20 protein-coding genes are annotated in these 24,150 nt (G+C 47.0%); 6 read left to right on the top strand and 14 right to left on the bottom strand.

The features are described 5' to 3' along the window. Window positions 1–89: 89 nt before the first annotated feature. The 3 genes from DMB88_RS05750 to DMB88_RS05740 form a co-directional block, all read right to left on the bottom strand. Window positions 90–2,771: a polynucleotide kinase-phosphatase gene (locus DMB88_RS05750; protein ID WP_128100584.1), complete on the bottom strand. Its 2,682-nt coding sequence runs from the start codon at window positions 2,769–2,771 to the stop codon at window positions 90–92. Continuing rightward, on the bottom strand, window positions 2,768–4,255 hold the full coding sequence (locus tag DMB88_RS05745; protein ID WP_128100583.1) for a methyltransferase domain-containing protein: 1,488 nt from the start codon (window positions 4,253–4,255) through the stop codon (window positions 2,768–2,770). Before DMB88_RS05745 ends, DMB88_RS05750 begins: the two co-directional genes overlap by 4 nt. A gap of 88 nt (window positions 4,256–4,343) precedes the next feature. Beyond that, on the bottom strand, window positions 4,344–5,135 hold the full coding sequence (locus tag DMB88_RS05740; RefSeq protein WP_128100582.1) for a nucleotidyltransferase domain-containing protein: 792 nt from the start codon (window positions 5,133–5,135) through the stop codon (window positions 4,344–4,346). A 238-nt stretch (window positions 5,136–5,373) separates the two neighbouring features. Here DMB88_RS05740 and DMB88_RS05735 point away from each other — a divergent pair, with 238 nt between their 5' ends. Next, window positions 5,374–6,729, top strand: a complete 1,356-nt coding sequence (locus DMB88_RS05735; protein WP_128100581.1) for a helix-turn-helix transcriptional regulator — start codon at window positions 5,374–5,376, stop codon at window positions 6,727–6,729. Further along, window positions 6,677–7,543 (top strand): WYL domain-containing protein, encoded by an 867-nt coding sequence (locus DMB88_RS05730; protein ID WP_128100580.1) that lies wholly within the window; start codon window positions 6,677–6,679, stop codon window positions 7,541–7,543. The genes DMB88_RS05735 and DMB88_RS05730 overlap by 53 nt, the downstream gene beginning before the upstream one ends. A gap of 269 nt (window positions 7,544–7,812) precedes the next feature. Here the strand turns inward: DMB88_RS05730 and DMB88_RS05725 are convergent, their stop codons facing one another. The 6 genes from DMB88_RS05725 to DMB88_RS05700 all read right to left on the bottom strand — a co-directional run bounded on the left by DMB88_RS05725 (window position 7,813) and on the right by DMB88_RS05700 (window position 12,051). After that, entirely contained in the window at window positions 7,813–8,307 is a 495-nt protein-coding gene (locus DMB88_RS05725; RefSeq protein WP_128100579.1) for an LURP-one-related/scramblase family protein, read from the bottom strand. Window positions 8,308–8,516: 209 nt separating this feature from the next. After that, the gene (locus DMB88_RS05720; protein WP_128100578.1) at window positions 8,517–9,257 is read right to left on the bottom strand and encodes a hypothetical protein; all 741 of its coding nucleotides are present in this window, start codon (window positions 9,255–9,257) and stop codon (window positions 8,517–8,519) included. Then, window positions 9,254–9,952 (bottom strand): ABC transporter ATP-binding protein, encoded by a 699-nt coding sequence (locus DMB88_RS05715; protein ID WP_128100577.1) that lies wholly within the window; start codon window positions 9,950–9,952, stop codon window positions 9,254–9,256. The genes DMB88_RS05720 and DMB88_RS05715 overlap by 4 nt, the downstream gene beginning before the upstream one ends. Next, window positions 9,945–10,358, bottom strand: a complete 414-nt coding sequence (locus tag DMB88_RS05710; RefSeq protein WP_128100576.1) for a GntR family transcriptional regulator — start codon at window positions 10,356–10,358, stop codon at window positions 9,945–9,947. Before DMB88_RS05710 ends, DMB88_RS05715 begins: the two co-directional genes overlap by 8 nt. Window positions 10,359–10,581: 223 nt before the next feature. Continuing rightward, window positions 10,582–11,448 carry an aldo/keto reductase gene (locus tag DMB88_RS05705; protein WP_128100575.1) on the bottom strand — a complete coding sequence of 289 codons (867 nt, stop codon included), beginning with the start codon at window positions 11,446–11,448 and terminating at the stop codon, window positions 10,582–10,584. 39 nt (window positions 11,449–11,487) lie between these two features. Next, window positions 11,488–12,051 (bottom strand): STM3941 family protein, encoded by a 564-nt coding sequence (locus tag DMB88_RS05700; protein ID WP_128100574.1) that lies wholly within the window; start codon window positions 12,049–12,051, stop codon window positions 11,488–11,490. A gap of 313 nt (window positions 12,052–12,364) precedes the next feature. Here DMB88_RS05700 and DMB88_RS05695 point away from each other — a divergent pair, with 313 nt between their 5' ends. After that, window positions 12,365–14,368: a S9 family peptidase gene (locus DMB88_RS05695; RefSeq protein WP_128100573.1), complete on the top strand. Its 2,004-nt coding sequence runs from the start codon at window positions 12,365–12,367 to the stop codon at window positions 14,366–14,368. A 237-nt stretch (window positions 14,369–14,605) separates the two neighbouring features. Here the strand turns inward: DMB88_RS05695 and DMB88_RS05690 are convergent, their stop codons facing one another. Then, window positions 14,606–15,292 carry a stalk domain-containing protein gene (locus DMB88_RS05690; RefSeq protein ID WP_164848619.1) on the bottom strand — a complete coding sequence of 229 codons (687 nt, stop codon included), beginning with the start codon at window positions 15,290–15,292 and terminating at the stop codon, window positions 14,606–14,608. Window positions 15,293–15,862: 570 nt separating this feature from the next. Here DMB88_RS05690 and DMB88_RS05685 point away from each other — a divergent pair. Next, window positions 15,863–17,056: a MalY/PatB family protein gene (locus DMB88_RS05685; protein WP_128100571.1), complete on the top strand. Its 1,194-nt coding sequence runs from the start codon at window positions 15,863–15,865 to the stop codon at window positions 17,054–17,056. A gap of 228 nt (window positions 17,057–17,284) precedes the next feature. Here DMB88_RS05685 and DMB88_RS05680 read toward each other — a convergent pair whose 3' ends face one another. From DMB88_RS05680 to DMB88_RS05665, 4 genes are all read right to left on the bottom strand, one after another. After that, window positions 17,285–18,202 carry a hypothetical protein gene (locus tag DMB88_RS05680; protein WP_128100570.1) on the bottom strand — a complete coding sequence of 306 codons (918 nt, stop codon included), beginning with the start codon at window positions 18,200–18,202 and terminating at the stop codon, window positions 17,285–17,287. 604 nt (window positions 18,203–18,806) lie between these two features. Next, a complete protein-coding gene (locus DMB88_RS05675) occupies window positions 18,807–20,834 on the bottom strand; it encodes a hypothetical protein (RefSeq protein WP_128100569.1) in 2,028 nt (675 codons plus the stop codon). Further along, complete coding sequence (locus tag DMB88_RS05670) at window positions 20,809–21,711, bottom strand: ABC transporter ATP-binding protein (RefSeq protein ID WP_128100568.1); 903 nt, start codon at window positions 21,709–21,711, stop codon at window positions 20,809–20,811. Before DMB88_RS05670 ends, DMB88_RS05675 begins: the two co-directional genes overlap by 26 nt. Continuing rightward, the gene (locus DMB88_RS05665) at window positions 21,704–22,093 is read right to left on the bottom strand and encodes a GntR family transcriptional regulator (RefSeq protein ID WP_128100567.1); all 390 of its coding nucleotides are present in this window, start codon (window positions 22,091–22,093) and stop codon (window positions 21,704–21,706) included. Before DMB88_RS05665 ends, DMB88_RS05670 begins: the two co-directional genes overlap by 8 nt. Window positions 22,094–22,409: 316 nt before the next feature. Between DMB88_RS05665 and DMB88_RS05660 the strand changes: the two genes are divergently transcribed. Then, window positions 22,410–23,282, top strand: coding sequence for a futalosine hydrolase (locus DMB88_RS05660; RefSeq protein ID WP_254438616.1), 873 nt, complete (start codon window positions 22,410–22,412; stop codon window positions 23,280–23,282). After that, a complete protein-coding gene (locus DMB88_RS05655) occupies window positions 23,279–24,121 on the top strand; it encodes a 1,4-dihydroxy-6-naphtoate synthase (protein WP_128100565.1) in 843 nt (280 codons plus the stop codon). The genes DMB88_RS05660 and DMB88_RS05655 overlap by 4 nt, the downstream gene beginning before the upstream one ends. Window positions 24,122–24,150: the final 29 nt, after the last annotated feature.

Below are 24,150 nucleotides of genomic sequence, written 5' to 3'. Positions count from 1 at the left end.
TCCCAGATACTCAACCTAGTGTATGAGGCTATCCGATTCATCTAAGCTCTACAATCGCACTCTATAATCACGTACTCAATAATCTAGTTCTATAATCGTGGATCAATTCGATCCGATTCGAGGGATAATGTGGCGAGCACACATTCATGAATCCGCTCCACCGATTCGCCGCGTACGAAGCGCTCGATCCCCTCCATTCCCAACGCACTTTCCATGAGGGCATGTCTTTCTTTTTTGGACGTTTTTCGTTTCCGAAGACGTGATAAATTCTCAGGCGCAAGGTAATCCATACCATAGATGATGTGCAAATATGCGCGTCCTCTAACTTTGATGGCAGGCTGAATCATTTTGTTTCCGTTCCAGGTGCGGAACGTCTCCGGTTTGATAACGATCCCTTCGTGACCCTCTGCGGTCATTTCATCCCACCAGCGAATAATGTCTGCCTCATCTTTCTCGTCAGCGATGATACGGTATTCTGTTTCCATCATCAATGGGGAGATTCGGGCAAACTCACGATTCTGCTCCATATGCCATTCATGCGTCTGCTCCCAGAATGTACCCGTGCTGTGTGCCAACGTATGGAACGGGGCAATCCGAATGTCACCAATATCATTTACATCCCAGCAATAGTACTGGAATACATCGCGAAATGTCTGGGCATTTGCAAGTTTAAGCTCAGTCTCCTGTAACCATTCGGTTACATCACGCCCCGCCTTCTCCGCTTCACGAAGTTTATCCACCATGATGTTACGATCCATAAGAGACGACTCGGACACATGCGCATACTGTGAAGCGATTAGCTCCCTTGCCTTCAGGTTCCATGGTACAATCTCGGCGTCAAGCAATACAAATTCAGTTTGATGCCGCTCAAAATAACCATCTGCGCTCAAGTCTGCATGTAGTCTGGACAATACCAATTGCTCTTTTGATGGATCAAAAAAGGATCTGCCTGTACGAGTCACGATGTTCCCGAGCATCGGTCGACCTACTCGTTGCCGCGCTACCTGCTCATCACGGAAAATCAGCAGTATGGCGCGGCTTCCCATATGTTTTTTCTCAGCAACCATACGGGTAACGCCTTGTGAGCGATAATACTGGAACGCATCCTGCGGATGCTCCAGATAACCTTCTACCGAAGAAGCTACGGGCGGTGGACTCATCGTTGGTGGAATGTATACTAGCTCTTCAAGAGGCACGGTAAAATGGGAGAACGTATCAATCGCCGTTTGGGCAACCTCGCCGTGTATCGTTACATCCATCCGCGAATTCGTTTGTACAGTGAACCCTTCCTTGAATTTACGTAAGTTCGGCGGCGACAAACGTTTTCTTTCCCAACGTACTAATGGGCTATTGCGATCCTCGGCATAATCCTTCCGGGCAGGTACACTAACTGATTCCCGCTCAGGCATTCGCCAAGCGGTCAGCATACCTCCAAATACCACACCTTGGTCAATGTTGACGGTGTCGTTCACAATCGTAGGATATGGGCGAGGGTCATGCCCCCAGACGATGCACTCGCCAGAAGTATGGTCAACATACCAATCTTTGCGGATAGGACGACCCTCCACATCTGTCCCTCCTACATCACCATATCGGCAGTAATCTTGAATGCGCTTGGATTGTTTCCCTATAAAATGATCCCGTATCCCTGCATGGGCAACGACCACCTGCCGCACTCCGTTCTGGGTAAACACCAGATGTGACGGAGCTTCGAGCAAAAAGTCTCGCAATTCTGCTCGCACTCGCTGTGCCAGATCTGTACCTTGAGCCTGTTCCAGTTGAATCAGCTCTGCCTCAACAAGCTCATCTCCATGACTAAGCGTGACATCGCGGCCATCCAGATAACGTGCAATTTTCCAACCATGATTGCTATCAATCATATAAGCAAGCCCTGCAGCGCAATGCTGTTGCCAGAATAACAAACACTTGAGAGATTCAGGCCCGCGACTCGATACATCCCCAACCGAAACTAGCTTACGTCCGTCTGGGTGCAGGTACAGCCCGGTCTCACCTTTCACATATCCCAACTTGATGATTAATTCCATCATCTCTTCATAGCAGCCGTGAATATCTCCGATGATGTCCACTCCTGATCCCATATCCAGCAGAAATGGGTTCGTTCCCCGAACAAACGTGATCTCATCCGGCTGTTTCAGGATATAATTTGCATCGAATCCTTCTTCACGAATAGAGCGTAATGAGCGCTTAAATTGTTGTACCTGCTGCTTCACCCTTTGCCGTCCACGCGGATACTCCCGCTGGCTGTCCCGTTCCAACAACTCCTTCTCCGGAATATCAAGTACGATGGCGATCACAGGCACGTGTGCTTTTCTTGCCAAATGAACAAGACGCTCTCGGTCCTCCGGATATAGATGCGTCGCATCAATCCATGTCAGCTTATTCAGACGGCAACGCGTACTTACGATAGCTTCCATCGCCTCAAACGCCTTCGCGGATACCTGCTGATATTCGGCATATAACACATCCGCCTCGCTACGTGGACGGTTCTTCCACTCCATATATTCTTCATCGCCCACTAGCATTCGGAACTGATCTGACGAGACCGCTTCTGTCCGCCTTATGACGCCTTCACTCGCTAAACGATCCAGCAATGTCGTTTTGCCACTGTTGGACGGCCCGACGAGTACCACAATTCCCGCATGTGGCAGCTTGATCTCCCTCTTTTTTCGATCTGTGCGAGATGCTTCGTGAAGCTGCTGATTAGATTCTTCCCCTGCTCTTGATGTTACCTGCTTCTTATCCTCGCTCATTGTTGCCCCTCCTCTCTGCGCTCAAAAATAATCATCTGTGTCGGCTGTCCGTAACCCTCTACATGTTCACCAATGCCTTGGATCGTATAGGTGTAATTCGTATCTGCGGACCATTCCGCACATCGTTCAGCCAGTTCATTACGTGTCCACTCGAAACGATGATCGTGGTGACGGAAGCTCTCCTGCTCCATCGCATAGACCTCATTGTATTCCTTGTTCGGTGTGGTCACGATCAAAACTTCTGGCTGATATTCCTGAAGCAGTGTACTCATAATTCCATCTAGGCGGTACGCCTCAATATGCTCAATGACTTCGCACAGAATCATGACATCCTGATGCTGCAACTGTTCATCAAAATAAAAGAGTGATCCGATGATCGGCTCTGGCATCGCAACGACACCATGACGACCCTCCAGCTTCGCAAATCGTTCCATCGCACGAAGACGTGATTGACCAGAGGGCTCTACTGCCAAAATTGACTCTACGCCTGCAATGGTGGCCAGCCTTGCCGATAGCTTCCCTTCTCCAGCACCCATGTCTACGATTCTCTGTCTGTGCGGCAAACGAGCAACCACCTCTGTAATCGCACGGTATCGTAACTCATTTAGTCTTACGGGTGGGTCATCTGTTATCACATCTGTTTGTACACTGGTTTGTACACCTCTTGGCACTTCAGTTGAGCGATCTATGGATGCCTTAGCTAATGAATCTCTACCCTCTTCCACTTCTTCTGCGCTGAGCAGCTTGTTGTCTGGTATAGACAATGTGCCTTCCTTCGACTCATATTTCCTGATAAGTTCGGCGAATCGTAAGGTACGTCTAACGATAAGTTCCTTGTGCGGATGGGTCTCCAGCCAGCCATCACCGTAACGTTTAATTTTATCAATCTCATCCTCGCTGATGAAATAGTGCTTATAGTTATCCAATACCGGAATCAATAGAAATAACTGGCGCAGTGCATTTTGCACGGTCTCCTGACCACGAAGAATGATGCGTCTTACACTGCTTTTCTTCTTCAGATCGAAGGAGTAGGATAGCTCTTCTCGCTCCAAAGTAACAGCGTACCCTAAGTGGGAAAATAACTCTTCCACCACGCGATCAGGTAAGTCCGAAGCGACCGGCCCAAAAGATAATTGTAGGTCAAAAGGATGATCCACCCATTTCGCATACTCTTCCTTCGGTTTACCATTCAAGGCTGTGCCAAGTGCTGAACGTATGTAGGAGCAGAATAGACTGCTTGTCACGAATTCCCGATCATTGATATATTGCGTGATATCATAACCGTCAGGGCTACCTCTCACCAGATCTACTGGATCAGGCTCTGCATGAATTAACACTTCTGTCTCACTAGACGTTGCACGGGTATAGACCATTCTGACGCGTACGCCTTTGTCTGTCCGATCGTATATATTGCCCGGGTTCTTCGCGAGCAAATGAGACACCACCGCAGCGTCTGCCCCACTTGCTTGTATAATAAGGTGCATGGATGCTTCCTCCTTCACTAATCCGTTCTATAAGTGGGTGTTCATAAAGAGGTTGTCATAAAGTCGGTTATCTGGCTCTTTAATCTATTCACCATACTTCTTGCAGTGCCAAACGGAAGATACGATCCAGTTCCTGAATCTGGACAGCATCCTCTCTTGCCATCTGCGAGGCTGTCTGTTCGTAGTGCTCGATCTGTTCTGTCAAAAATGCTTGAATGGCAGGCAACTGAGGCTCCATATCAAGCTCATCTCCTGCCTTTTTACGGCGCAGCAGTTCATGGATCTCTATAGATAAAGGATCTGACGCAGGAATCAGCTCTTCAACTAATCGTTCAAATTCCATTGGCGGCATTGTCCCATATCGTTCAATCCAGCCACAGGCAAGCAGCGGACGTAGGACATAGAAATACTTCTTAATCTTCACCTGATGCCCCTGCAAATAATCCCGGAAATTTCCTTTTGCCATGTTCAGATAGTGATACATACAAGATTTAGGCGAGAACGTTAGTGGCGACTGTGCACGAATCTGTCCTGCTATACTAGACTTCTCTAAGTACTGGATCGGTGATTGCAACCACTCCAGCAGCGGGGGATTCGATTTACGGAATAACTTTAGCGCCTTACGCAAGTCCCAGCCGTTAATGTCAAGCTGATCATTGATTGGTCGTTCAATCACATCTCGTCCCTCTTCAATGGAGAGATACCATTCCAGCGGTCTTACATAGATAAAGCGCACATCATAATCACTATCCTGTGAGGGGAAACCCCAAGCACGACTGCCTGACTCGCAAGCATAAAGGATCTGAACCTGCTCTTCCCGCTCAATCTGCTCCAATTGCTGATGAATCATAGATCGCATTTCTTCACTAATTACGTTCATTGCCTTTTCCCTCCTTTGGCGAATACGCTGTATAGCTAATACGATGTATAGCTCCCGATTCACCACGGGTTTGTTATCCTATCTGCTATCGTGTCATTGTCTGGTCAAACCTATGGTTTGATTATGCCTCTTTCTGTACGTCAGGAACATGGTGAAAGTATGGCGACAGACACATCTAAAATGAAAACTACCTATGTTCCTGTTACAATAAGGGGTAGGCTAACAAGGAGTGAGTATCATGGCAAAAGAGAGCTTTGACAAAGAAATTCAGTTTCTTCGTATGTTATCCCTAACAAGTGGTGCATATAATCGTAAGCAATATGCCGAGCGACTCGGCATTTCAATACATACCTTCGATAAGACAACACGGCGATTAAAAGAGATTATGCAGACTGTCTCAGAACAACGCACAGATTCAGAACCAGGCAAAGAAATGAATGACCTGGCTCGCTTCCAATATGGTGAGTCGGCAGAGCCTATGCTGCTCTTCCTGTTTCGCGCCAAGTCGATGAAAGAGACGGAGGTTAAGCGGCTTGTCCTTCTTTTACACGCGCTTCAGCAAACACCCCTTACCGCTATGGAACTGCTGGATGCCTGCTGTGAAGACCTGCCTGAGGATATGGCATTGCCTGATGAGAAAACGATTCGTTCGGATCTCAAATATCTGGAGGAGGTTGGTGTCATCCACAAGGAACCTGGTGGCAGGCCCTACCGATATCTTCTGCAACAGGATGTCCTGACTAAGCTCACGGCTGAGGAACAACTGGAACTATATGATTTTGTGGATATTATGGCGAACACTCAAGTTCCTTCTGTTCAAGGATATTTACTGCGGGATAGTCTCAAAAAGGCGATTGCCCTAAGTTATCCGCAAGAAGAAGCTACCGAACCTTTCATCTATAAATACCATTACTACTCACGCATCTTGGACGAAGCGCATTTATACCCATTGCTTGGTGCAATTCGGCAGCGGAAATGGGTTCAGTTTATCTATTACTCTCCTAAGAAGCCATCCAGCTACAGCTCACAGAACACGAATCCATTATTTGAACGAGAAGCTGAGGGGCGTCTGAACCGCATCCTTCCCCTGGAGGTCGTCTATGACCATCAATATGGACGTTGGTATGTTGTCGGATATCAAGGACGTCGTGGTTTTGTGAAATTTCGAATGGAGGGCATTACACAGATCGAAGAGCAAGACGCGGCGAATGAATCATACATGAATCAATTGAAAAAACAATGGGCGAATCTTAGCCGTTACAGCTGGCTGGTGGATACCGGAAATACGGTTACTGTGCAAGCACGATTCTTCCACCCCACCGATGGTCAGCGCAACTTCATATTGGATCGTGTGAAGCTACAAGGGCAATGGGGTACGATCACGCCTGAAAGTAATGATACTTTCCTCTATGAGATTCGTGTGAACGGTACAACTGAGATCAAACCATGGCTGCGGAGTTTTGGCTCTAGCTGTGAAGTGCTTGCTCCCCGCAGGCTACGCCAAGAGATGATTAAGGAATGGAAGGAGATTGCTCAGTACTATGAACCTGTTCGAGAAGATGTTCAACTACCAGATCATGACGAGACTGAATGAAACGGGGCTATTCACCTGGACATCGCAAGAGCGCGCTTGGCTGCGGTTGATGTTGAAGCATCCGGCGGCGTTCGAGGCGTTACGTCCATCGACCCTCAAGAAACTGCAGGAGATGTTGGAACCAGAGCAGGACCTGAACCTTCAGGACGATCTGACGGAAAAAGCCAAGAGTGTAGAGAATAGCGTCTCCCATCCACTTCTCCAAACCTTAAGGCAGATGATATTACATCATCAGGGGTTTCGCTTAACTGGACGTGTCCGCAATGGACGAATCAGCAATGACCAATTTGGGTTTCCATATAAGCTGGAATACTCTATGGTCAAAAAAGAATGGTACGTGCTCTGGTATGCCCCGCGCTTTCACAAGCTCATGGCTACCAAGCTTCACAGTATCATTGCCGTAGAAGCCGAACCCATTGAAGCAGCTCTCGCTTCCAAGTACGCACACAAGATTACCGCATTAACTGAACACCGAAAGACAACTGTTACTATTGAAGTGTTGCCTGAATATAATCAGGAGCTGTCGCGGATCTTGTACGCATTCTCCTGCTTCGAGAAGCAGGTCGACTATGATGAAGGCGAACAAACCTATCGGATTATACTCACGATTCCACGGGGAGAAATGGATTATGTTCTATCCAAAATGCGCTTTCTGGGGAAAAGAGTTCGGATCACCGACAATGCATCGCTCCGCAAGCGTATGGCGGAGACGGCCTCTAAGGTGCTGGCGCGTTATGCGGAATCTGATGCCGAGGGTGAATCAGAGTCTCAGCACACCCAGTATGATGAAGGGAATACTACAGGCATTTCTTAAGTCGAGGTAATGATATGACATTCTCAGCACAAAAAGCTCACTTTAGAAGCCTACGTAAGCTATAATCCATAAGGAAAATGCTCTGATTTTGTGATTGAACGCTTGATATATACGTCCCTGCAACAACAAGCCTGGACACTTCGTCCAGGCTTGTTGTACGATACATCGCCCATGCGCTTATAGGTGAAACATGATATGCGATGTTTAGTTTTGGATAGTTGGTGTTACGCATTATTCAATAGACATCATGCGATACCAGCTTTATTTTCCTACGTACTGCTCGCAGCCGAATTCCGTCGCTTATTAATCGCATGTACACCCATCACCACAGCGATCAGCTCATACGAATCGAGCTGTTCTGACTCATTGTGAAGCACAAAGGCGCCTGAGCTGAACCACCCGCTTGTTCGTCTGAAGTTGGCCACTGTTCTGCCACCCATACCGGTGATATCATACTCCTGTGAAAAAGCCGGTGCGGACACTTCATATACACCACGAGGCCCAGCATCATATTCATACTTTTTACTGAAGAAGCTAAGTCTTGCCCTGAGTACACCCCAATGATTCCCATCCGCAGAAGTTACATCCCATCGGTTCGTTAACATACGGAACTTGCCGCTACAGATTAAGCCTGACGGGGCAAATACATCGATCGATGATCCAAAGGCACTTTTCAGATCCAAATGCCCTACCTGTTCTTGGTCTTGATTCATAATTTCCGTATAACCAGCGTTGAAAAAATTATCCCTGAAGTATAGCTCCACAGAACCCCTCCTCCTTACAAACCTATACTTAATCTACCATTATATCGTAATTAATCTATTTACGTTATAGAGGTTGTTCAAAAAGTCCTCTTCTGATTACGAAGGACAATTTATAAAAGAGGCAGAGGCGGCTTCAAATTAAAAATGTTCTGTCTGCTCTAGGAGCAACGACAGAACATTATCTATTACATATCACATGTTACTTATGACTATACTTCAACTTTTTTATTATTCAGATACACCGTTAAGGCCACACATCCGATGGCTACAATGACTTCAAAAATCGTACTTCCCCACATCACATTTCCCCATACAGGTCCATTAGAGGTGAACGTTATTCCAGTGCTTTCCTCCGTAAAGTTAAATATTTGCAGTGGGCTAACTACACCTTGGAAAATAACATTCTCAACCCAGCTAAGGACTGAGGTAATGATGAAATAAGCAACAAGCCCAATCCATGGTCCCGATATCCAGCGGAAGCTGCCTGCAATCGAAATGCAGAGAAAAATGATGACTGACATAAACAAGATCACCCAAAGACCAAGTAGAATAACGGCCATAATACTTGAAAAGTCCATTCCACTCATGTTGATAAAGTACATGATATCGATCTTTGAGTTCAAAGAATCATAGATCAAAAGGTGAATCGTACCAATCGCCGCCAACACCAATCCACATATCGCCCCAAAGAGCAGTGGGGATAATACATGGGACAACCCTGACACAGGAACGAGACGACGATTATAGGCACGAATGTTAGACCAATACGTCTTGATCATTTTGACAAAGGTTGCTATACCTACCGCTGTATAGGAGACAATAGCGAGAATGACTTCTCCACCATTTGGTAAAAATGGCGCTACTGCAATCTGCAGAATAATCAGAGTCACTAGACTAGCTAATAAGGTGTTCCAGTTTCTTTTAAAGTCATATTTCAGTAATGTCATCATTCGGCATAGACCTCCTTGAACATCTCATCCACACTTTTACCAGTTTGCAAACGCAGTGTCTCCACTTCTTCCCGCAGTACCACTGTGCCTTCTCGAATAAAAATGACTTCGTCAAAGATCCGTTCAATATCATTTAATAAGTGCGTTGAAATAATAAGGCTGCTGTCTTCATCATAGAATTTGACGATGGCATCCAGAATTTTGCCGCGAGCGACAGGGTCAACTCCCCCAATTGGTTCATCTAATAGATATAGACGCGCCTTACGTGATAGAGCCAGTGTTAGCTGTAGTCTTTCATTCATGCCTTTCGAGAGATTTTTAACACGTTCCCCCTCTGCGAGCTTCATAAAATCAAGCATTTCTCGTGCCTTTTCTTGATCAAAGTCAGCATAGAAATCACGGTAATAGGCGATTGCATCCCGTACCTTCATCCAGCTCTCCGTTAATGGCTGATCTGGCATAAAGGAGACAAGTGACTTGGTATCCAGCCCAACCGATATGCCGGCGACCTGAATGGAACCACTGCTCGGATGCAGCAATCCAGCAATCAGCTTCATCAAGGTGCTCTTGCCACTACCGTTGCTGCCAAGTAATCCAACAATTCGACCCGGAGCAATCTCAAACGTAACGTCTTGCAACGCCTTCTTCTTGCCGTAGGACTTACTAATCTGGTTCAACTCCAAAATGTTAGTCATGCTGCGTGCCTCCCTTCCCAGCCGGATGATTCTGTTGTGATTGTCCTTCGGCAACGGCATCTGCCACAATCGAGACAATGTCCTGCTCCTCAATACCGAGTTCTTGCATACCTGTCAGGAAGCGCTCCAGTAATTCTCCAGCCATTTCTTTTTTGATCGTCATAATCTTCGACTCCTCACTTGTCACATATCTTCCAAGCCCACGTCTCGTTTCCACCACTTCTTCTCGTTCCAGCTCTTGGAACGTGCGTTGTACCGTGTTGGGATTAATCTGTAGTTCAGCCGCTAGTTCACGTACCGAAGGAATCTTATCTCCAGCTTGCAGTGTTCCGGTCACAATCTGCTTCTTGATGTACTGCATGATCTGTATATAGATTGGTAAATTATTATCAAATTCCATACTCACAAAGCTCTCGCCCCTTTCTGTGTTGGTGTGTTAGTTACATAGTACACTAGTGTTCTGATATTGTAAAGCCTATCTTTTTAGGTTGTTATGATTAGGGAAAAAACAAAAAAAAGAGCAGATCTAAACGATCTACTCTTCCTGTAACTAAGGTACTCGTAGCTACTTCTTAATGCGTCTAGCTATTCACGGATATATCTAAATATCAATCTTGGTGTAACAACAATTAAACGATGTCCAAAGGAACCTTCCGTTGTGGTGCAGGGAACACCTCATTCAGCCGTGCCTCTTCCTCTGGTGTCAATACAAGATTCATCGCTGCGGCGTTATCCGCCACATGCTCTAGCTGGACTGCTTTGGGTATCGCAATAACGTCCCCTTCACGGATAACCCATGATAGTGCAATCTGGGAAGTTGTTACATTACGTGCTTCTGCAATCTCTTGGATGACTGGATGTTCAAGTAATTCTTTACGCAATCTGCCTCCTTGGGCAAGAGGACAATACGCCATCACAGGAACGTGCCGTTCTCGTAACCATGGTAAGAGATCATATTCAATGCCTCGTGATGCAGCATGGTACAGCACTTGATTTACGGCACAATGTTTACCGCCCGGTACGTTCCATAACTCCTGCATATCGTCTGTATCCAGATTAGATACACCCCAGCGCAGAATCTTGCCAGCTTGCTTCAGTTGCTCCATCGCCTCGACGGTCTCTTCAAGTGGAACCCTTCCTCGCCAATGCAGCAAATAGAGGTCTATCCGATCTGTACCTAGACGCCGGAGGCTGTTCTCGCAAGCTGTAATCATCTGCTGCCGATCTGCATGATGCGGATACACTTTCGACACCAGGAACACATCATCACGACAACCCTCGATTGCTTCACCCGTCACCTCTTCTGCCCCGCCTTCTGCGTACATCTCTGCGGTATCGATCAGGGTCATGCCAAGTTCAATTCCATCTCGCAAGGCTCTAACTTCCTTTGTACGGCTCGAATGCTTTTCACCCATATACCATGTGCCTTGACCAATTGCAGGCAAGGTTGTTCCATCTGGCAGTTGAACTGTACGAGCGATCTGATCCTGAATCATTCGTATTACCTCCCATCAGATTACGTTGTGAATTATGATCTAAATTCGTTCAGGCGGTTGTTGATTGGCAACGGACGTATTGGCCCGTTTCCAGCGTCCCACCATCATCACATATAATTGATCTAACGGTAATGTGAGACTACTCTGCGCTATGCTTATCGTGGCATCCACCATATTCGTATTCACGGTCATTAGTTTGCGTTTGATACCCGTCTGGCGATCTAGAAAGGCCTTCTCATCCCACAGCTTAACGCCAATCATAGGTTGTCCCATAAGCTCATACATAAAAATATTCTCTACATCTGTCCAGGCAATGGAACCACCTGAAGTATAGGAGGATGAATCCACAAAGCCCTCCTCATCCACCACAAATGAAGGCTCTTTCTTGATCATTTTCATCAGAATGTAACAGAGGCAACAGCCAAAAAACAAAATAGAAACGATACCAACCACACATGAAATCGTAGAAGCACCAGAATCCTTTGAATTACTAAGAATTAAGAATAAACCGGCTGCAATGAAAATCGCTGACCCTACTGTAAGCCACGCCAGGCGTTTTCGGCTAGGGTATTCTACGTGTTGTTGTTCATAGGATGTGGACAATGCGGTCTTCCCCCTTCATTGCGACAAAAAAATAGTTGGTCTCATAGGAATATATCTATATTAAGTGGCATAAATAGCATTGTTAATTAAACGTATTCAGGTCTATCTAAACGGAGAAGCAGTACTTTTTTGTCAATTTCGTGACTATTCAACAGTAGAATTCGTCACAATTCTGACAATTCCTTTATACCGACGAATAATCGAAAATAAGTGAACTTCAATGGCTTATGGACGTTGTCCTGCTCTATCGTTTCCGTTAATATTAATGGAAAGGTTAGGAAAATACATTCAAATTAGGGTGGGAGGACATAGAATGAATAGTTTACGTGGCATTACTTCGGAAGACCTCTTTCAGATCACTTGGGTCAACGATCCAACACCATCTCCTCAAGGCAGACAACTGGTGTATGTGAATCGAAAAACGAATGACAGCCGAGATGGTTATTCATCCCACCTGAGACTTTTGGATCTCGTGAGCCACCAAGATCGTCCCTTTACTTCAGGGGAGAAGGATCATTCTCCTGCCTGGTCGCCGGATGGATCACAGCTTGCCTTTTTACGGGAACAGGATGGGAAGACCCAAGTTTGGCTCATTGCATCCGATGGTGGAGAGGCTAGAATGTTAAGTCATCTAAAGCATGGGGTTAGTTCGATGCTCTGGTCACCAGACGGACAAGCCTTGCTCGTTAAATCCTCCGTGGATGAGCAAGCTGAGGACGATAAGGACATAGAAGATTCCGTAGAAAACAAATTGCTGCAAGAGCATATTGTGGATCGCATTCGGATGAAATCAGATCAAGGTGGATTATGGAACGGCAGACGCAACCATCTATTCTATATCCCGCTTGAAGGTGGAGAAGCTACGCAGATAACCTCAGGCCACTACGATGTTGGAGAGTATGCATGGTCACCGGATGGATCTAGCATCGCTTGGATTACCCAGATGCCAGAAGAAGGCGAAGATCATAACGATTACAGTCTAACCAACCATGTATATCGCGCCAAACCTGACGGAACAGCGATCGAGCAACTGACGCCGGAAGGATATTCATTCTACCGTCTTACGTATGCACCGGATGGACAATCCATTGCACTACTCGCCAGTGACCGTTCCTATCACAATGCTACGCTTATCAAATTATATTCACTCCCCCACGCGGGCGGTGAGCTAGCGTGTCTTAATTCAGATTGGGATGTGCAGTGTAGCCACAGTCTCGTTGGGGATATGCGCTCCCATTTAATTACTACGGGGCCTGTATTCAGCCGTGACGGTTCGTCAATCCTTTGCCTCGTAACGATCGAGGGCAGTGTTCGGATTGCCAAATTTGCAAGAGATGGCGGCGAGTCAGGTTATATTTTACCGGCCGAAAAAGAATTCTATCAATTCGTTGAACTTACAGATGGACAGATTGTTGCAGCCGTGGCTGATGTGTTGAGTCCGGGGGATCTCTTTCTCTATCCTGAACCGGATGCCATCGAAGCTCAGCCTATTCAGCTCACACATAGTAACCCACAGTTGACCGAACAGATCCAACTTAGTTCACCAGAAACATTCTGGTTTGACTCTTCGGATGGCCTCCGGCTACAAGGATGGATTATTAAACCACAGGGAGTGGTCGATGGGGTCAAAATCCCAACGATTCTTGAAATCCATGGTGGACCACATATGATGTATGGCTTTACCTTCATGCATGAATTCCAGATCCTTGCCGCACAAGGGTATGCTGTATTGTATCTTAACCCTCGTGGAGGGCTTGGTTACGGACAACAATTCGTGAATGCCTGCCGTGGAGATTATGGCGGCGGTGATTACCGTGATCTGATGGAAGCTGTTGATTATGCCCTTGGTCAATATGACTTTATCGACGAGACTCGCCTAGGTGTTACCGGTGGCAGTTATGGTGGCTTTATGACCAACTGGATTGTTGGACATACCGACCGTTTCAAAGCCGCCGTCACACAACGCTCCATATCCAACTGGCTCTCTTTCTACGGCGTCAGCGACATCGGATATTTCTTCACAGAGGATCAGATTGGCGGCAACGCTTGGGATGATACAGAGAAATTATGGAAGCACTCTCCACTAGCCTATGTAGGCAATGTAACAACCCCACTACTTATTCTGCATGGAGAGCAGGATTTACGATGCCCGATCGAACAAGCTGAACAATTATATATTGCCTTGAAGCGACGTCGACAGACGACACGTCTCGTTCGTTTCCCGGGTGCTAATCATGAATTGTCCAGAGGAGGACATCCACATCTGAGAGTCCGCCGGCTTGAGCATATTGCGGGTTGGTTTAACGAGCACCTCTAAATCGTAAGTTCGGAACCGAGCAACGAGTGATGCTACCTGTAAAAAATACCCTCACCAAAAAACCACGTGAAGTCATCTGTGTGATGACCTCCACGTGGTTTTTCGATGTTGGCAGTATTCAAGCACTCCGGGTTAACACTAACGAACACAATGGCTGTGGTCCCCATTATTTTGGACTCCCATCTCCAAAGGGAACATCCCGTGGTCTAGACTGCTTCCGACGATTCTCTACTTACTCTACTCTTCTCCCCACACTACCGTTACCTCATTATCCCCCTCGTTAATGTTGGAGGGTGAGCCGGTGATCGTTACAGCAAATTTTCCATCCGCACGTCCCACGATGCTGAAATCGTCAGCACCTAAGTCTTGGATGTTTTGCGTAAGATTTTTGGTCTCATAGTAGTCCCGATATGATGCTCCAAGGACAGTTAGTGTCTCTTTTGTGCTATAGGTCAGACTCACCTTTTTCTTACCATCCATCACGTTCTCCACAAGGGAGATGGTCTTCGCATCTTTAGGCAATGGGAAATCAGCCGGCAGGTATTTAGATTTCACACCTTGAGCCTGTGTATTGGTTCCTGTTGACGGAGCTGTAGTCCCATTGTTTCCTGTAGTTGGCGCACCAGATGAACTAGCTGAACCAATGCTTACCTTGTTGCTCTGTGAATCATACTTAACTTCTGTGTTCAATGCCTCTGCTATAGAGCGTACCGGTAGGTATGTACTGCCTTGATAAGTAATCGGAGCCAGCTTCTTTCCCTGCTCTCCTGTTGGCGTGAACTTCTGCCCGTTCACCTCAATAGCTAAGCCATGATTCAGGTATGCTTTGATTGTTTCTAATTGAGTACCTGCATACACTCCCGCTGAACCAGTCAGCACCATGCCAAGTACCCCGGCTGTAACGATCCATTTTTTACTCTTCATCCTGCGAAACCTCCTCAATGAGTATATTGATGCCATTACCAATTACATAGCATTGGTTGATGTTAATACGTTGTTAAACCAAAGAATGGAATCATAATACCATCTGATCACAGCTTGTGAACCCATTTATCACTAAAACAGGTCTCCGGGAGTATTAAAATAGTCTTTTCTAACAATATATAGCCCCTCGCTAGGCAAACATGTACCATGATAAAAGTCCCGAATTAGCAACTATAACCATGGTCATACTAGGTCGTGTCTGAAAACTCGCTGAAGTGCTTCTTTTACTCCCTTTTCGCCCCCTGCTGCGTCACTTTCCCTTGACGTACCCCGGCACGCCTGCGGAAAACTCCCTGGCTTGGAACGAAAATTTGGCAAAATCTGCGTCCTTCGGGGTTTTCAGACACTCCCTAATTACTATGTGTTTTCCTCCGCGGAGTAACGCCCATGTCGTGCAATACTGACCCACCATGTAATGCATGAGTTCAAGTTGCAGAAAAACTTATTTTATTAGATAATAATCTGTCGAATGTGGTCGAACTGAACGGAACTAAAAGGGGGAACATGTTAATGAACAAATATAACTTTGCTGAGTCAATTCATCGTCTTGAAACAGGGTCGGAAAAATGGGACGCACTAGAGGAAATTTTCGGTGTTACCGAGGCACTGCCGATGTGGGTAGCCGACATGGATTTTGCTGCCCCGCCATCGGTAATTCAGGCGCTGCAATCCCGTGTGGAACATGGCGTCTTCGGTTATACCGTGCGTACGGATTCATATCATGAGGCCGTGGTAGGATGGATGGAGCGCAGACACCACTGGAGCATCCAGAAGGAATGGATCGTGTTTACTCCTGGTATCGTGCCAGCGTTAAGCATTGCTGTGCAACGATTCACCGCACCAGGTGATGCAGTCGTTATTCAAACGCCCGTATATGCTCCCTTCTATGAAGTCGTACGTGGACAAGACCGAGAGCTTATGACTAATCCATTAAAAGGAACGAATGGTCACTATACGATGGATCTAGAACATCTCGAATCCTGCTTCCAGACAGGTCGGGTCAAAATGCTGATTCTATGCAGTCCCCATAATCCATTAGGAACGGTATGGAGTCGCCATGAGTTGGAAGAACTAGTTGCTCTATGTGTTAGATATGATGTACTGATTGTTTCCGATGAGATTCATGCCGATCTGGTCCATCAGCCAGGTACTCACACACCGTTATCTCTCATCTCAGATGCGATTGCTCAGCAAAGCATCATCTGTACAGCGCCAAGCAAAACCTTCAACATTCCGGGGCTCTGCACATCCAATATCATTATTCCAAATGCCAAGCTACGAGAATCATTTATGCAGGGAGTCAAAATGATGGGACTGTCCAGCATCAGTACTTTAGGCGCAACAGCTACCGAAGCAGCATATAGAGGTGGTGCAGACTGGTTGGATGAGTGTCTCGCATATGTCCGCGGAAATATGGAATATGTACAGCAATATGCGGCAGAGCATATCCCTCAACTCGGGGTATTTCTGCCAGACGCAACGTATCTGTTATGGCTTGACTTTAGTAAACTGGACATTAATCAAGAAGAGCTAAACAGTGCTTTACTGAACGAGGCAAAGATTGCCCTTAACGATGGTATTTTCTTCGGTACAGAGGGTACTGGATTTATGCGAATGAACGTTGCATGTCCACGCGTTACGGTTGAAGAAGCGATGCGTAGACTAACGACTTGGATCAATTCGCTTAGCCAAGTGTCGCTATAAGTTTGTAATTCGGACTTTAATTTATTGAAGTCAATCATCTTAGGATAACAGAATCGTAGCGATAGAAATAATAAGTCGAGCTAGCAGTACTGCTTTTGTTAATCCTATGAATGCTACTACTTGTAAATGTTGAAGATCTAAATGAACTTTAATTATAGCCATCCTCTCTCTGCTTGCGGAGAAGAAGATGGCTATTTTGGTTTTCATCTCAACTCCACCTGATGATGCTTACTTCCTTTTCGCCAATTCTTGATTGACTTTAGTATAGTGATTGCTTACCTTCTCCTCTAACGTGTACACATGCTGTTTCGTACTTGTCCACTTCTCTGTCGCCGAGACAAGTTGATTCAATGAACTTAGCACACGTGAAGGTTGGGTTTGCTTGAGACTCTGCTTGAATTGTTTCAGTGCATTTGAGTAACGTTCTTTTGTTAGCGAAACTTGTTTTTTGGCTGTTTGAATTTGCCTTTTTACCGAATCAGCACCTGATAACATACTGCGCAAACGTTTGATTTCTGTATTTTTCCGTTTACGCGCTTCAGCAAGCTCGCTTTTCTTCATTCGGATTTCTTCCCTAGCCAGTTGCACAGCTGGCTTCAATGTATCTGCTTGGGCACGAACAACCGCTGTCCATTCCTTGTTCTTCGTCGCTCGGGCTGCATCCAGCTGTTTATTTACCGCGGTGTAAAGGGCAAATAACGGTTCGTATCGAGCTTGGGTACGTTCCAAAGACTGCGTTAACGACGATATCTTCTTCTCATCAGTCTGCCGTATGCTCGCCTGCAGTCGTTTGAGCTCTGCCATGTTGGACGTATGGAGTGCTTTCGTTTTTTGCTCCCACGTCTTCCCCTGTCCTTCCAAGCTCCCCACATTCTCATAGGCTCGCTGCAAGGATGCTTTTGTCTGGCGATCTGCTTTGTTTAATACATCGTTCCAGGCCTTCTGTGCAGTGACCCCCAGTTCAATCCCTGCCGCCTCGGTTGTTGCAGGCAAGCTGAGGTTTAGGATCAAGCTAAACAAAATTACTAGTGGGACAAGTAAACGCAGGAAAGTTATCCGCTTTGTCTCCGGACGACCAGCAGTGCTTATGTCTGCGATTGCTCCCTGTGGGAGCTTGTCCATCGTTTCACCAGGCACCTTGTCCATCGCTCGATGACTTACTCCATAACTTGCTTCATGATTTACTCCGTGCCTAGCTTTGCTCTTTGGTATTTGCCTGGGTGCGTACATAGCTTCGCGCTTTAGTTCTTGCTTTAGTTCTTGCTTTAGTTCTTGCTTTAGTTCTTGCTTTAGTTCTTCCTTTAGTTCTTCCTTTAGTTCTTCCTTTGATCCTTGTCTTGGTTGGTATCTAACTTCCCTCTTCAGCCTTGACCTCGGTTCGTGCCTTTCTTCGTGCACTGCCTTCTCCCCTTCGTTCTCTCCGACTTGAAACTATGCATCATTACATAATGAACTCCTTTCTATGTGATCTGGCTATATAAGTTGAATGAAAAAGTATGACGTTCAACCGATATATGCCTGGTATGAAACGGCTGAAACGACAAAAAAGCACCCGCAAGATAGGCAATCTGCCTATTCCTGCGGGTGCTTCCCACATCAGCCGTTCTCTGGGTTCGGGCGAATGATACCATTCATTCTCGAACCCAACCCTTTTTCTAATATATTCCATCATTTCTGTCTGGTCAAGTCAGATTGAACGCAAAGCACTAGCCTTGGGGAGAACCCTTCCCCTTCAGATCCCCGTCACTGTCTACAGATCAACGAGTATAGCTTGCATCGCTTCAGTCAAATCTTCCTCTTTTAGCATCATATAGATGTTCTCGCCACTCACCGTGTTGAGTTTGATCTGATAAACAGTGACTGCTTCCTTGGCATAAAAGCCGGTTCGTTGACGCTTGAGCAGATCGCTAATAATGTCTTTATTTTTCGTAGCCACCTGTTTATGTCCACCTAGATTCGCATCAACGTACTCTGATTCAGCATAGATACTTCTTCCATTACCCATGCCATCGAACTCTTGCTTCACGAACTGTGCTGACACAATATCATCTACTGATACATTGAGCTGATCATACAACTCTTGCTGCTTCAACCACGTCAACACACGATCGTAACTAGCCTTGATTTCATAATTCCACATCGTTCGTGGAAGATTAGGGTCTAAATTTGACTCCTGATTAATCTCGGCATTAGCCCATGACTCCCACGGTGACGTCTGTTCTTCATACGTCTGATCCAAAATATCCTGCTTCAACAGGTCTAGAAAATCACGAATATGCTGTGGATTGCTAATGTATGTTTTACGCGCCCCACTCAAGTACGACCGGATGCCAATGCTCAATACATCCTCATCCAGTTTGTACGTCCTGTATTGGATAGCCTTGTAATCCTTTATCTCCCTCAGCACCGACAATTCCTGGGTGAACTCCGACTGAGGAATCTGATATCTTCGTTTCATTATTTTACCGTTAGCCAGCTCATAGTTCACGAAAATAACCTCGCTATCATCCCATTGCATATAATTCAAGTTGCCTAATAGATCCAGATCGGAATCTACGATCTTATGATGAAGTGCAAGGATAGCATCAATAAATTCCGGGTTATTCGAATAAAGCTTACTGTCATCCGCCTTCACCATGATCCCGTTGTGATACACACGTTCATCTCCACCAAGCTTAACTTGCACAACGTCTTCCTTCGCCGGCACTCTTGCGGCATAACCGTTCCAGTCCGAAACAGGGACATACAGAATCAACCCTGCCACGATTCCGTACAGTGCCATCTGAGGTAAAAGCTTGGCATTCCATATTAACCACGTCTTGCGAATCAACATTTCGGCACCAATATAACCAACGATCGCTCCCACGACATAACCGATGATTCCCCACTCTGGAGACTCTCGTGGAGCAATCCTGGTGAAGTAGACTCCACCGATCATCACAATAGTAAACATGAAGCCAAATCGGAATATCGGTTTGACCACGCTGAACGTAACCGCCTCAGTAGCCGACTCGACTTTTCTTATCGCATAGATAACATATGATAACGCGATAAACACTACGGTAAGTGCCGCATATATCACAAGCTCTGGCCACAGGATTGTACCCGAACTGATGGAGTCCATTCGCGTAATCAATGATATATCGGTACGAACACTACCCACTTGATTATAAGGAAATCCCAATAGATGCTGTTGTAAGTGAAGTTCATATCCTCCCCAGAACACCAACGGTAACAAAATGAGTGCATACACCGTGAGCCCTTGCAGGATCGATTGACCTATACACATGCCGACAGCCACAGTCAACATGAACATAAACATCGAATAGATACTCATGCTGAGTCCCCACATCCAAATCGCATCACCTGTGAAGATGTAGGCCGGTTCGTCCAGTACACCCCATACCCAACCAGTAATTGCGGTTGTCAGCCAGATCGGAATGAGAATTAACATAAATCCGGTGAACAAATGAGCAGTTAATAGATGTTTACGTTTAAGCGGCAAACTATGATATACATCCGAGGATGCTCCAGATTGCATATAACGGAATAGAAAGAGCCCTATTGCAACTGGAAATGCGAGCGCAAGCAAGAGGTGCATCTGCCCATTCGTCTGGAACAAACTTGTAATCTCGTATGGTACTTCCCGATACTCCGTACCGATTGGCAGTGGGAGGGAAAATAACAATACAATCAGAAACAAAATGCCTAGCCACCCATGCTGCCTGAAATTTTGGAACAGGATGCCTCGGTTAAAGTATAATCGGCTGAATGTCATACCCTGCATCCTCCATTTCATAGATAAATATCTCTTCCAGCGTCAGTGGTAGTACGTCCAGCAGATAAGGATCTTGTGACTGGAACCGCTGTGTCACCGTCTCACGATTGCCTTTGACGATGAATAGCGATACACTGCCCCGCTTCTCTTCATGCAGAATGTCGATATGTTCCTCTATCGCTTGGGCATGATCAGGATGACGAAACGCGACTTGAATTTTGTGTGTATCTGCCTTCAGGTCATCCAGATCCTTCTCTACAATGATTCGGCCTTTATGCATAATAGCTACGTGGTCACACAGATCTTCAATTTCTCTGAGATTATGGGAGGAAATGATAATCGTGACTTGACGATCGGCCGCCTCCTGAAACAGCAGGTTTTTGATCTGTTGTCTCATAACGGGATCGAGGCCATCAATCGGCTCATCCATCAGCAACACTTCAGGCATACAGCTCAAGCCCAGCCATACAGCCGCCTGACGGCGCATGCCTTTGGACATGCGATGAAGCTTACGTTTCATATCGAGCTTAAATACGTTGCCCAGTTGCACGAATCGTTCCTCGTTCCAGCGTGGATACACAGACCGATAGAAGTTAGCCATTTGATGAATGGAAGACTGCGGGAAAAAATAAGGTGCATCTGCCATAAAAATGGTGCGACCCTTCAAGTCTAAATTCTCTACAATTTCAGTGCCATCAATGCGAACTGTGCCACTGTCCTGACGATAAATGCCTGCGATCATTTTGAGCAACGACGTTTTGCCTGCTCCGTTGGAACCGAGCAACCCGTAGATTGATCCTTTATGTACCTGCATCGTGACGCCGTCTACTGCTTTTTCCTGTTGAAATGTTTTGACGACCTGCTTCAGCTCAATCATTCGGCTCCCCCTTTTCTATACGGGCCATCGCTTCCTGAAATAAAATCATCATGTCGGCTTTGGTTAAACCGGAATACGAAGCCTCTGCAATCAGCTTCACCAGAGCTGCTCTAATCTCATCTCTCATGGCTGCATTCGGATGTTCCACGGAAGATGATACGAAGCTCCCTTTTCCCTGTAATGAGTAGATGTAACCTTCTCGTTCCAGTTCCCGGTATGCCTTCTGAATGGTGTTGGGATTCACCGTCAGTTGCGCGGATAGGGTGCGAACGGAAGGAAGCTGCTCATCTGGTTGGAGAACACCGTATACGATCATTTCTTTGATTTTGTCTACTAGTTGTTCATAGATCGCCTTACGGCTGCGCACATCCAATTCGAACATCCCGCACCTCCTTTCTAACAGAATAATGTGATGTAACGATAACAAGGTGTATCAACTGTACTATCATTATTAATACAGTTAATACACCTTGTCAACATTTATTTTTGACATATAATCCTAGTCACGATACGATGTTATGGATGTAATGACATATAACTTTATTTTCAAGGATGCTTCGTTACGAGGTATCAAGAACCTCTAAGCTTGTCCTGCCCTTCACCCTTCCGTTAAGATAGACATATGACATATTCAACACTTCACAAGGGAGAAGACTTGAATGAATGAGCTTAATTCAGCATTAAACGATACAGAACATATGAATGTTCCTGCTGCATCTCGAACTCCGCGTGTATTAATTGTAACTGCCGTAGATGCGGAAAAAGAAGCTGTCCTTCGCGGACTGGGTGATAAGGCCGCGGATATGTTTGACGTGATCGCTGCGGGTGTCGGCCCAGCCTCCGCAGCGGCAGGAACGGCTGCAGCGCTCGCCTTAGCGGCCGCGGCTGCAAGCCGTTTGAAGGCGCCGGCGGTTGCCACGGCGCCTGATCTTGCGACGGCGCCGCCACCGGCTGCGGCTGCCGTAGCCCCTGCTCTGGCGCAAGGTGCCACCGCGCCAGAGCAACCCGATGCGGCGCAGGCATCTGCCGCATCAACAGCGCCGGGGCTGCTTGCCGGAACCGGCCTGACCTCAGCGTACACGCTGGTGGTCAGTGCCGGCATCGGCGGCGGCTTCCCCGGCGTGGCGGACGTCGGCTCCCTCGTGGTAGCCGACGCCATGGTTGCTGCCGATCTGGGCTCGCAAGCGCCAGACGGCTTCCTCTCTGTGGACGAGCTCGGATTCGGCTCGTCCCGGGTTGCGGCGGACGCAGCGTTTGCCGTCCGCCTGCGCGATGCGCTGAAGCGGGCTGGGCACGCTGTCAGCGGAGGCACTGCGGTCACCGTGTCCACGGCGACCGGAACAGCCGAGACGGCCGCGGAGCTACTGCGCCGCGTGCCGGATGCCGCCGCCGAAGGCATGGAAGGCTTCGGCGTAGCAACGGCTGCTCAGCAGTTCGGTGTGCCTGCACTCGAACTGCGTGGCATATCTAACGCGGTCGGTCCACGCGACCGCGACGCTTGGCGCATCAAGGATGCACTAATTGCACTCCAGGCGGCAAGTTCCATTTTACGGGAGGTACTTACATCATGAAAATTGCATTTTCCCCGTGTCCCAATGACACGTTTATCTTTCACGCATGGGTGCATGGTCTAATTCCAGGAGCACCTGAGCTGGATGTTCGCTACGCCGATATCGACATTACCAATGGTCTCGCTGCGAGCCCTATTGGCCCCGAGATCCCGGATGTTATGAAAATCTCTTATGCCGCTTTGCCATATGTGCTGGATAAGTATGCGTTGCTGCCTGCAGGCGGTGCACTCGGCAGAGGTTGTGGCCCGCTTGTGTTAACGGCAAGTGGTACGACAGATCCGGCATATCTCTCAGGACGACGAGTTGCTGTACCTAGCGAACGCTCAACCGCATATATGTTATTCCGACTCTGGGCTGCACAGAACGTTCCCGGTGGTGTCGGTGAGATCGTTGTGATGCCATTTGATCAGATTATGCCTGCTGTACGCGACGGCCTCATTGATGCAGGATTGGTCATTCATGAAGCGCGCTTCACTTATCAAAACTATGATCTTAAACTAATGACCGATCTCGGCAATTGGTGGGAAGAGGATACAGGTCTGCCTATTCCACTCGGAGCGATCATCGCTCGTCGTGATCTGGACGCTCAAGCACTGGCTGGATGGGCTCGCGCCTCGGTGGAGTACGCTTGGGCACACCCGGATGAATCCAGAGCCTATGTGATGGAACATGCGCAGGAAATGGACCCTGATGTAGCTGCACAGCATATTGATCTGTATGTGAATGAGTTCAGTGCCAACCTTGGCGATGATGGATATGGTGCAATAACCGCATTGCTGGGAAGAGCGATGAAGGAAGGGCTTGTACCTGAATTCGACCTAAGTCTACTGCGGATCTAGAGAATGTCTCCAAGCTCGCTGAAGTTCAT

This window comes from Paenibacillus sp. DCT19, from assembly GCF_003268635.1.
Classification (GTDB): domain Bacteria; phylum Bacillota; class Bacilli; order Paenibacillales; family Paenibacillaceae; genus Paenibacillus.
Note: the sequence above shows the minus strand (reverse complement) of the source record. Positions and strands in the feature narration are given on the sequence as shown.

Excerpts from the sequence above, each read along its gene's own strand:
- DMB88_RS05675 (WP_128100569.1), bottom strand. The coding sequence starts at position 20,834 with ATGACATTCAGCCGATTATACTTTAACCGAGGCATCCTGTTCCAAAAT.
- DMB88_RS05690 (WP_164848619.1), bottom strand. The coding sequence starts at position 15,292 with ATGAAGAGTAAAAAATGGATCGTTACAGCCGGGGTACTTGGCATGGTG.
- DMB88_RS05670 (WP_128100568.1), bottom strand. The coding sequence starts at position 21,711 with ATGATTGAGCTGAAGCAGGTCGTCAAAACATTTCAACAGGAAAAAGCA.
- DMB88_RS05695 (WP_128100573.1), top strand. The coding sequence starts at position 12,365 with ATGAATAGTTTACGTGGCATTACTTCGGAAGACCTCTTTCAGATCACT.
- DMB88_RS05715 (WP_128100577.1), bottom strand. The coding sequence starts at position 9,952 with ATGACTAACATTTTGGAGTTGAACCAGATTAGTAAGTCCTACGGCAAG.
- DMB88_RS05740 (WP_128100582.1), bottom strand. The coding sequence starts at position 5,135 with ATGAACGTAATTAGTGAAGAAATGCGATCTATGATTCATCAGCAATTG.
- DMB88_RS05705 (WP_128100575.1), bottom strand. The coding sequence starts at position 11,448 with ATGATTCAGGATCAGATCGCTCGTACAGTTCAACTGCCAGATGGAACA.
- DMB88_RS05660 (WP_254438616.1), top strand. The coding sequence starts at position 22,410 with ATGAATGTTCCTGCTGCATCTCGAACTCCGCGTGTATTAATTGTAACT.
- DMB88_RS05745 (WP_128100583.1), bottom strand. The coding sequence starts at position 4,255 with ATGCACCTTATTATACAAGCAAGTGGGGCAGACGCTGCGGTGGTGTCT.
- DMB88_RS05685 (WP_128100571.1), top strand. The coding sequence starts at position 15,863 with ATGAACAAATATAACTTTGCTGAGTCAATTCATCGTCTTGAAACAGGG.
- DMB88_RS05720 (WP_128100578.1), bottom strand. The coding sequence starts at position 9,257 with ATGATGACATTACTGAAATATGACTTTAAAAGAAACTGGAACACCTTA.
- DMB88_RS05655 (WP_128100565.1), top strand. The coding sequence starts at position 23,279 with ATGAAAATTGCATTTTCCCCGTGTCCCAATGACACGTTTATCTTTCAC.
- DMB88_RS05680 (WP_128100570.1), bottom strand. The coding sequence starts at position 18,202 with ATGGACAAGGTGCCTGGTGAAACGATGGACAAGCTCCCACAGGGAGCA.
- DMB88_RS05665 (WP_128100567.1), bottom strand. The coding sequence starts at position 22,093 with ATGTTCGAATTGGATGTGCGCAGCCGTAAGGCGATCTATGAACAACTA.
- DMB88_RS05735 (WP_128100581.1), top strand. The coding sequence starts at position 5,374 with ATGGCAAAAGAGAGCTTTGACAAAGAAATTCAGTTTCTTCGTATGTTA.
- DMB88_RS05750 (WP_128100584.1), bottom strand. The coding sequence starts at position 2,771 with ATGAGCGAGGATAAGAAGCAGGTAACATCAAGAGCAGGGGAAGAATCT.
- DMB88_RS05730 (WP_128100580.1), top strand. The coding sequence starts at position 6,677 with ATGAACCTGTTCGAGAAGATGTTCAACTACCAGATCATGACGAGACTG.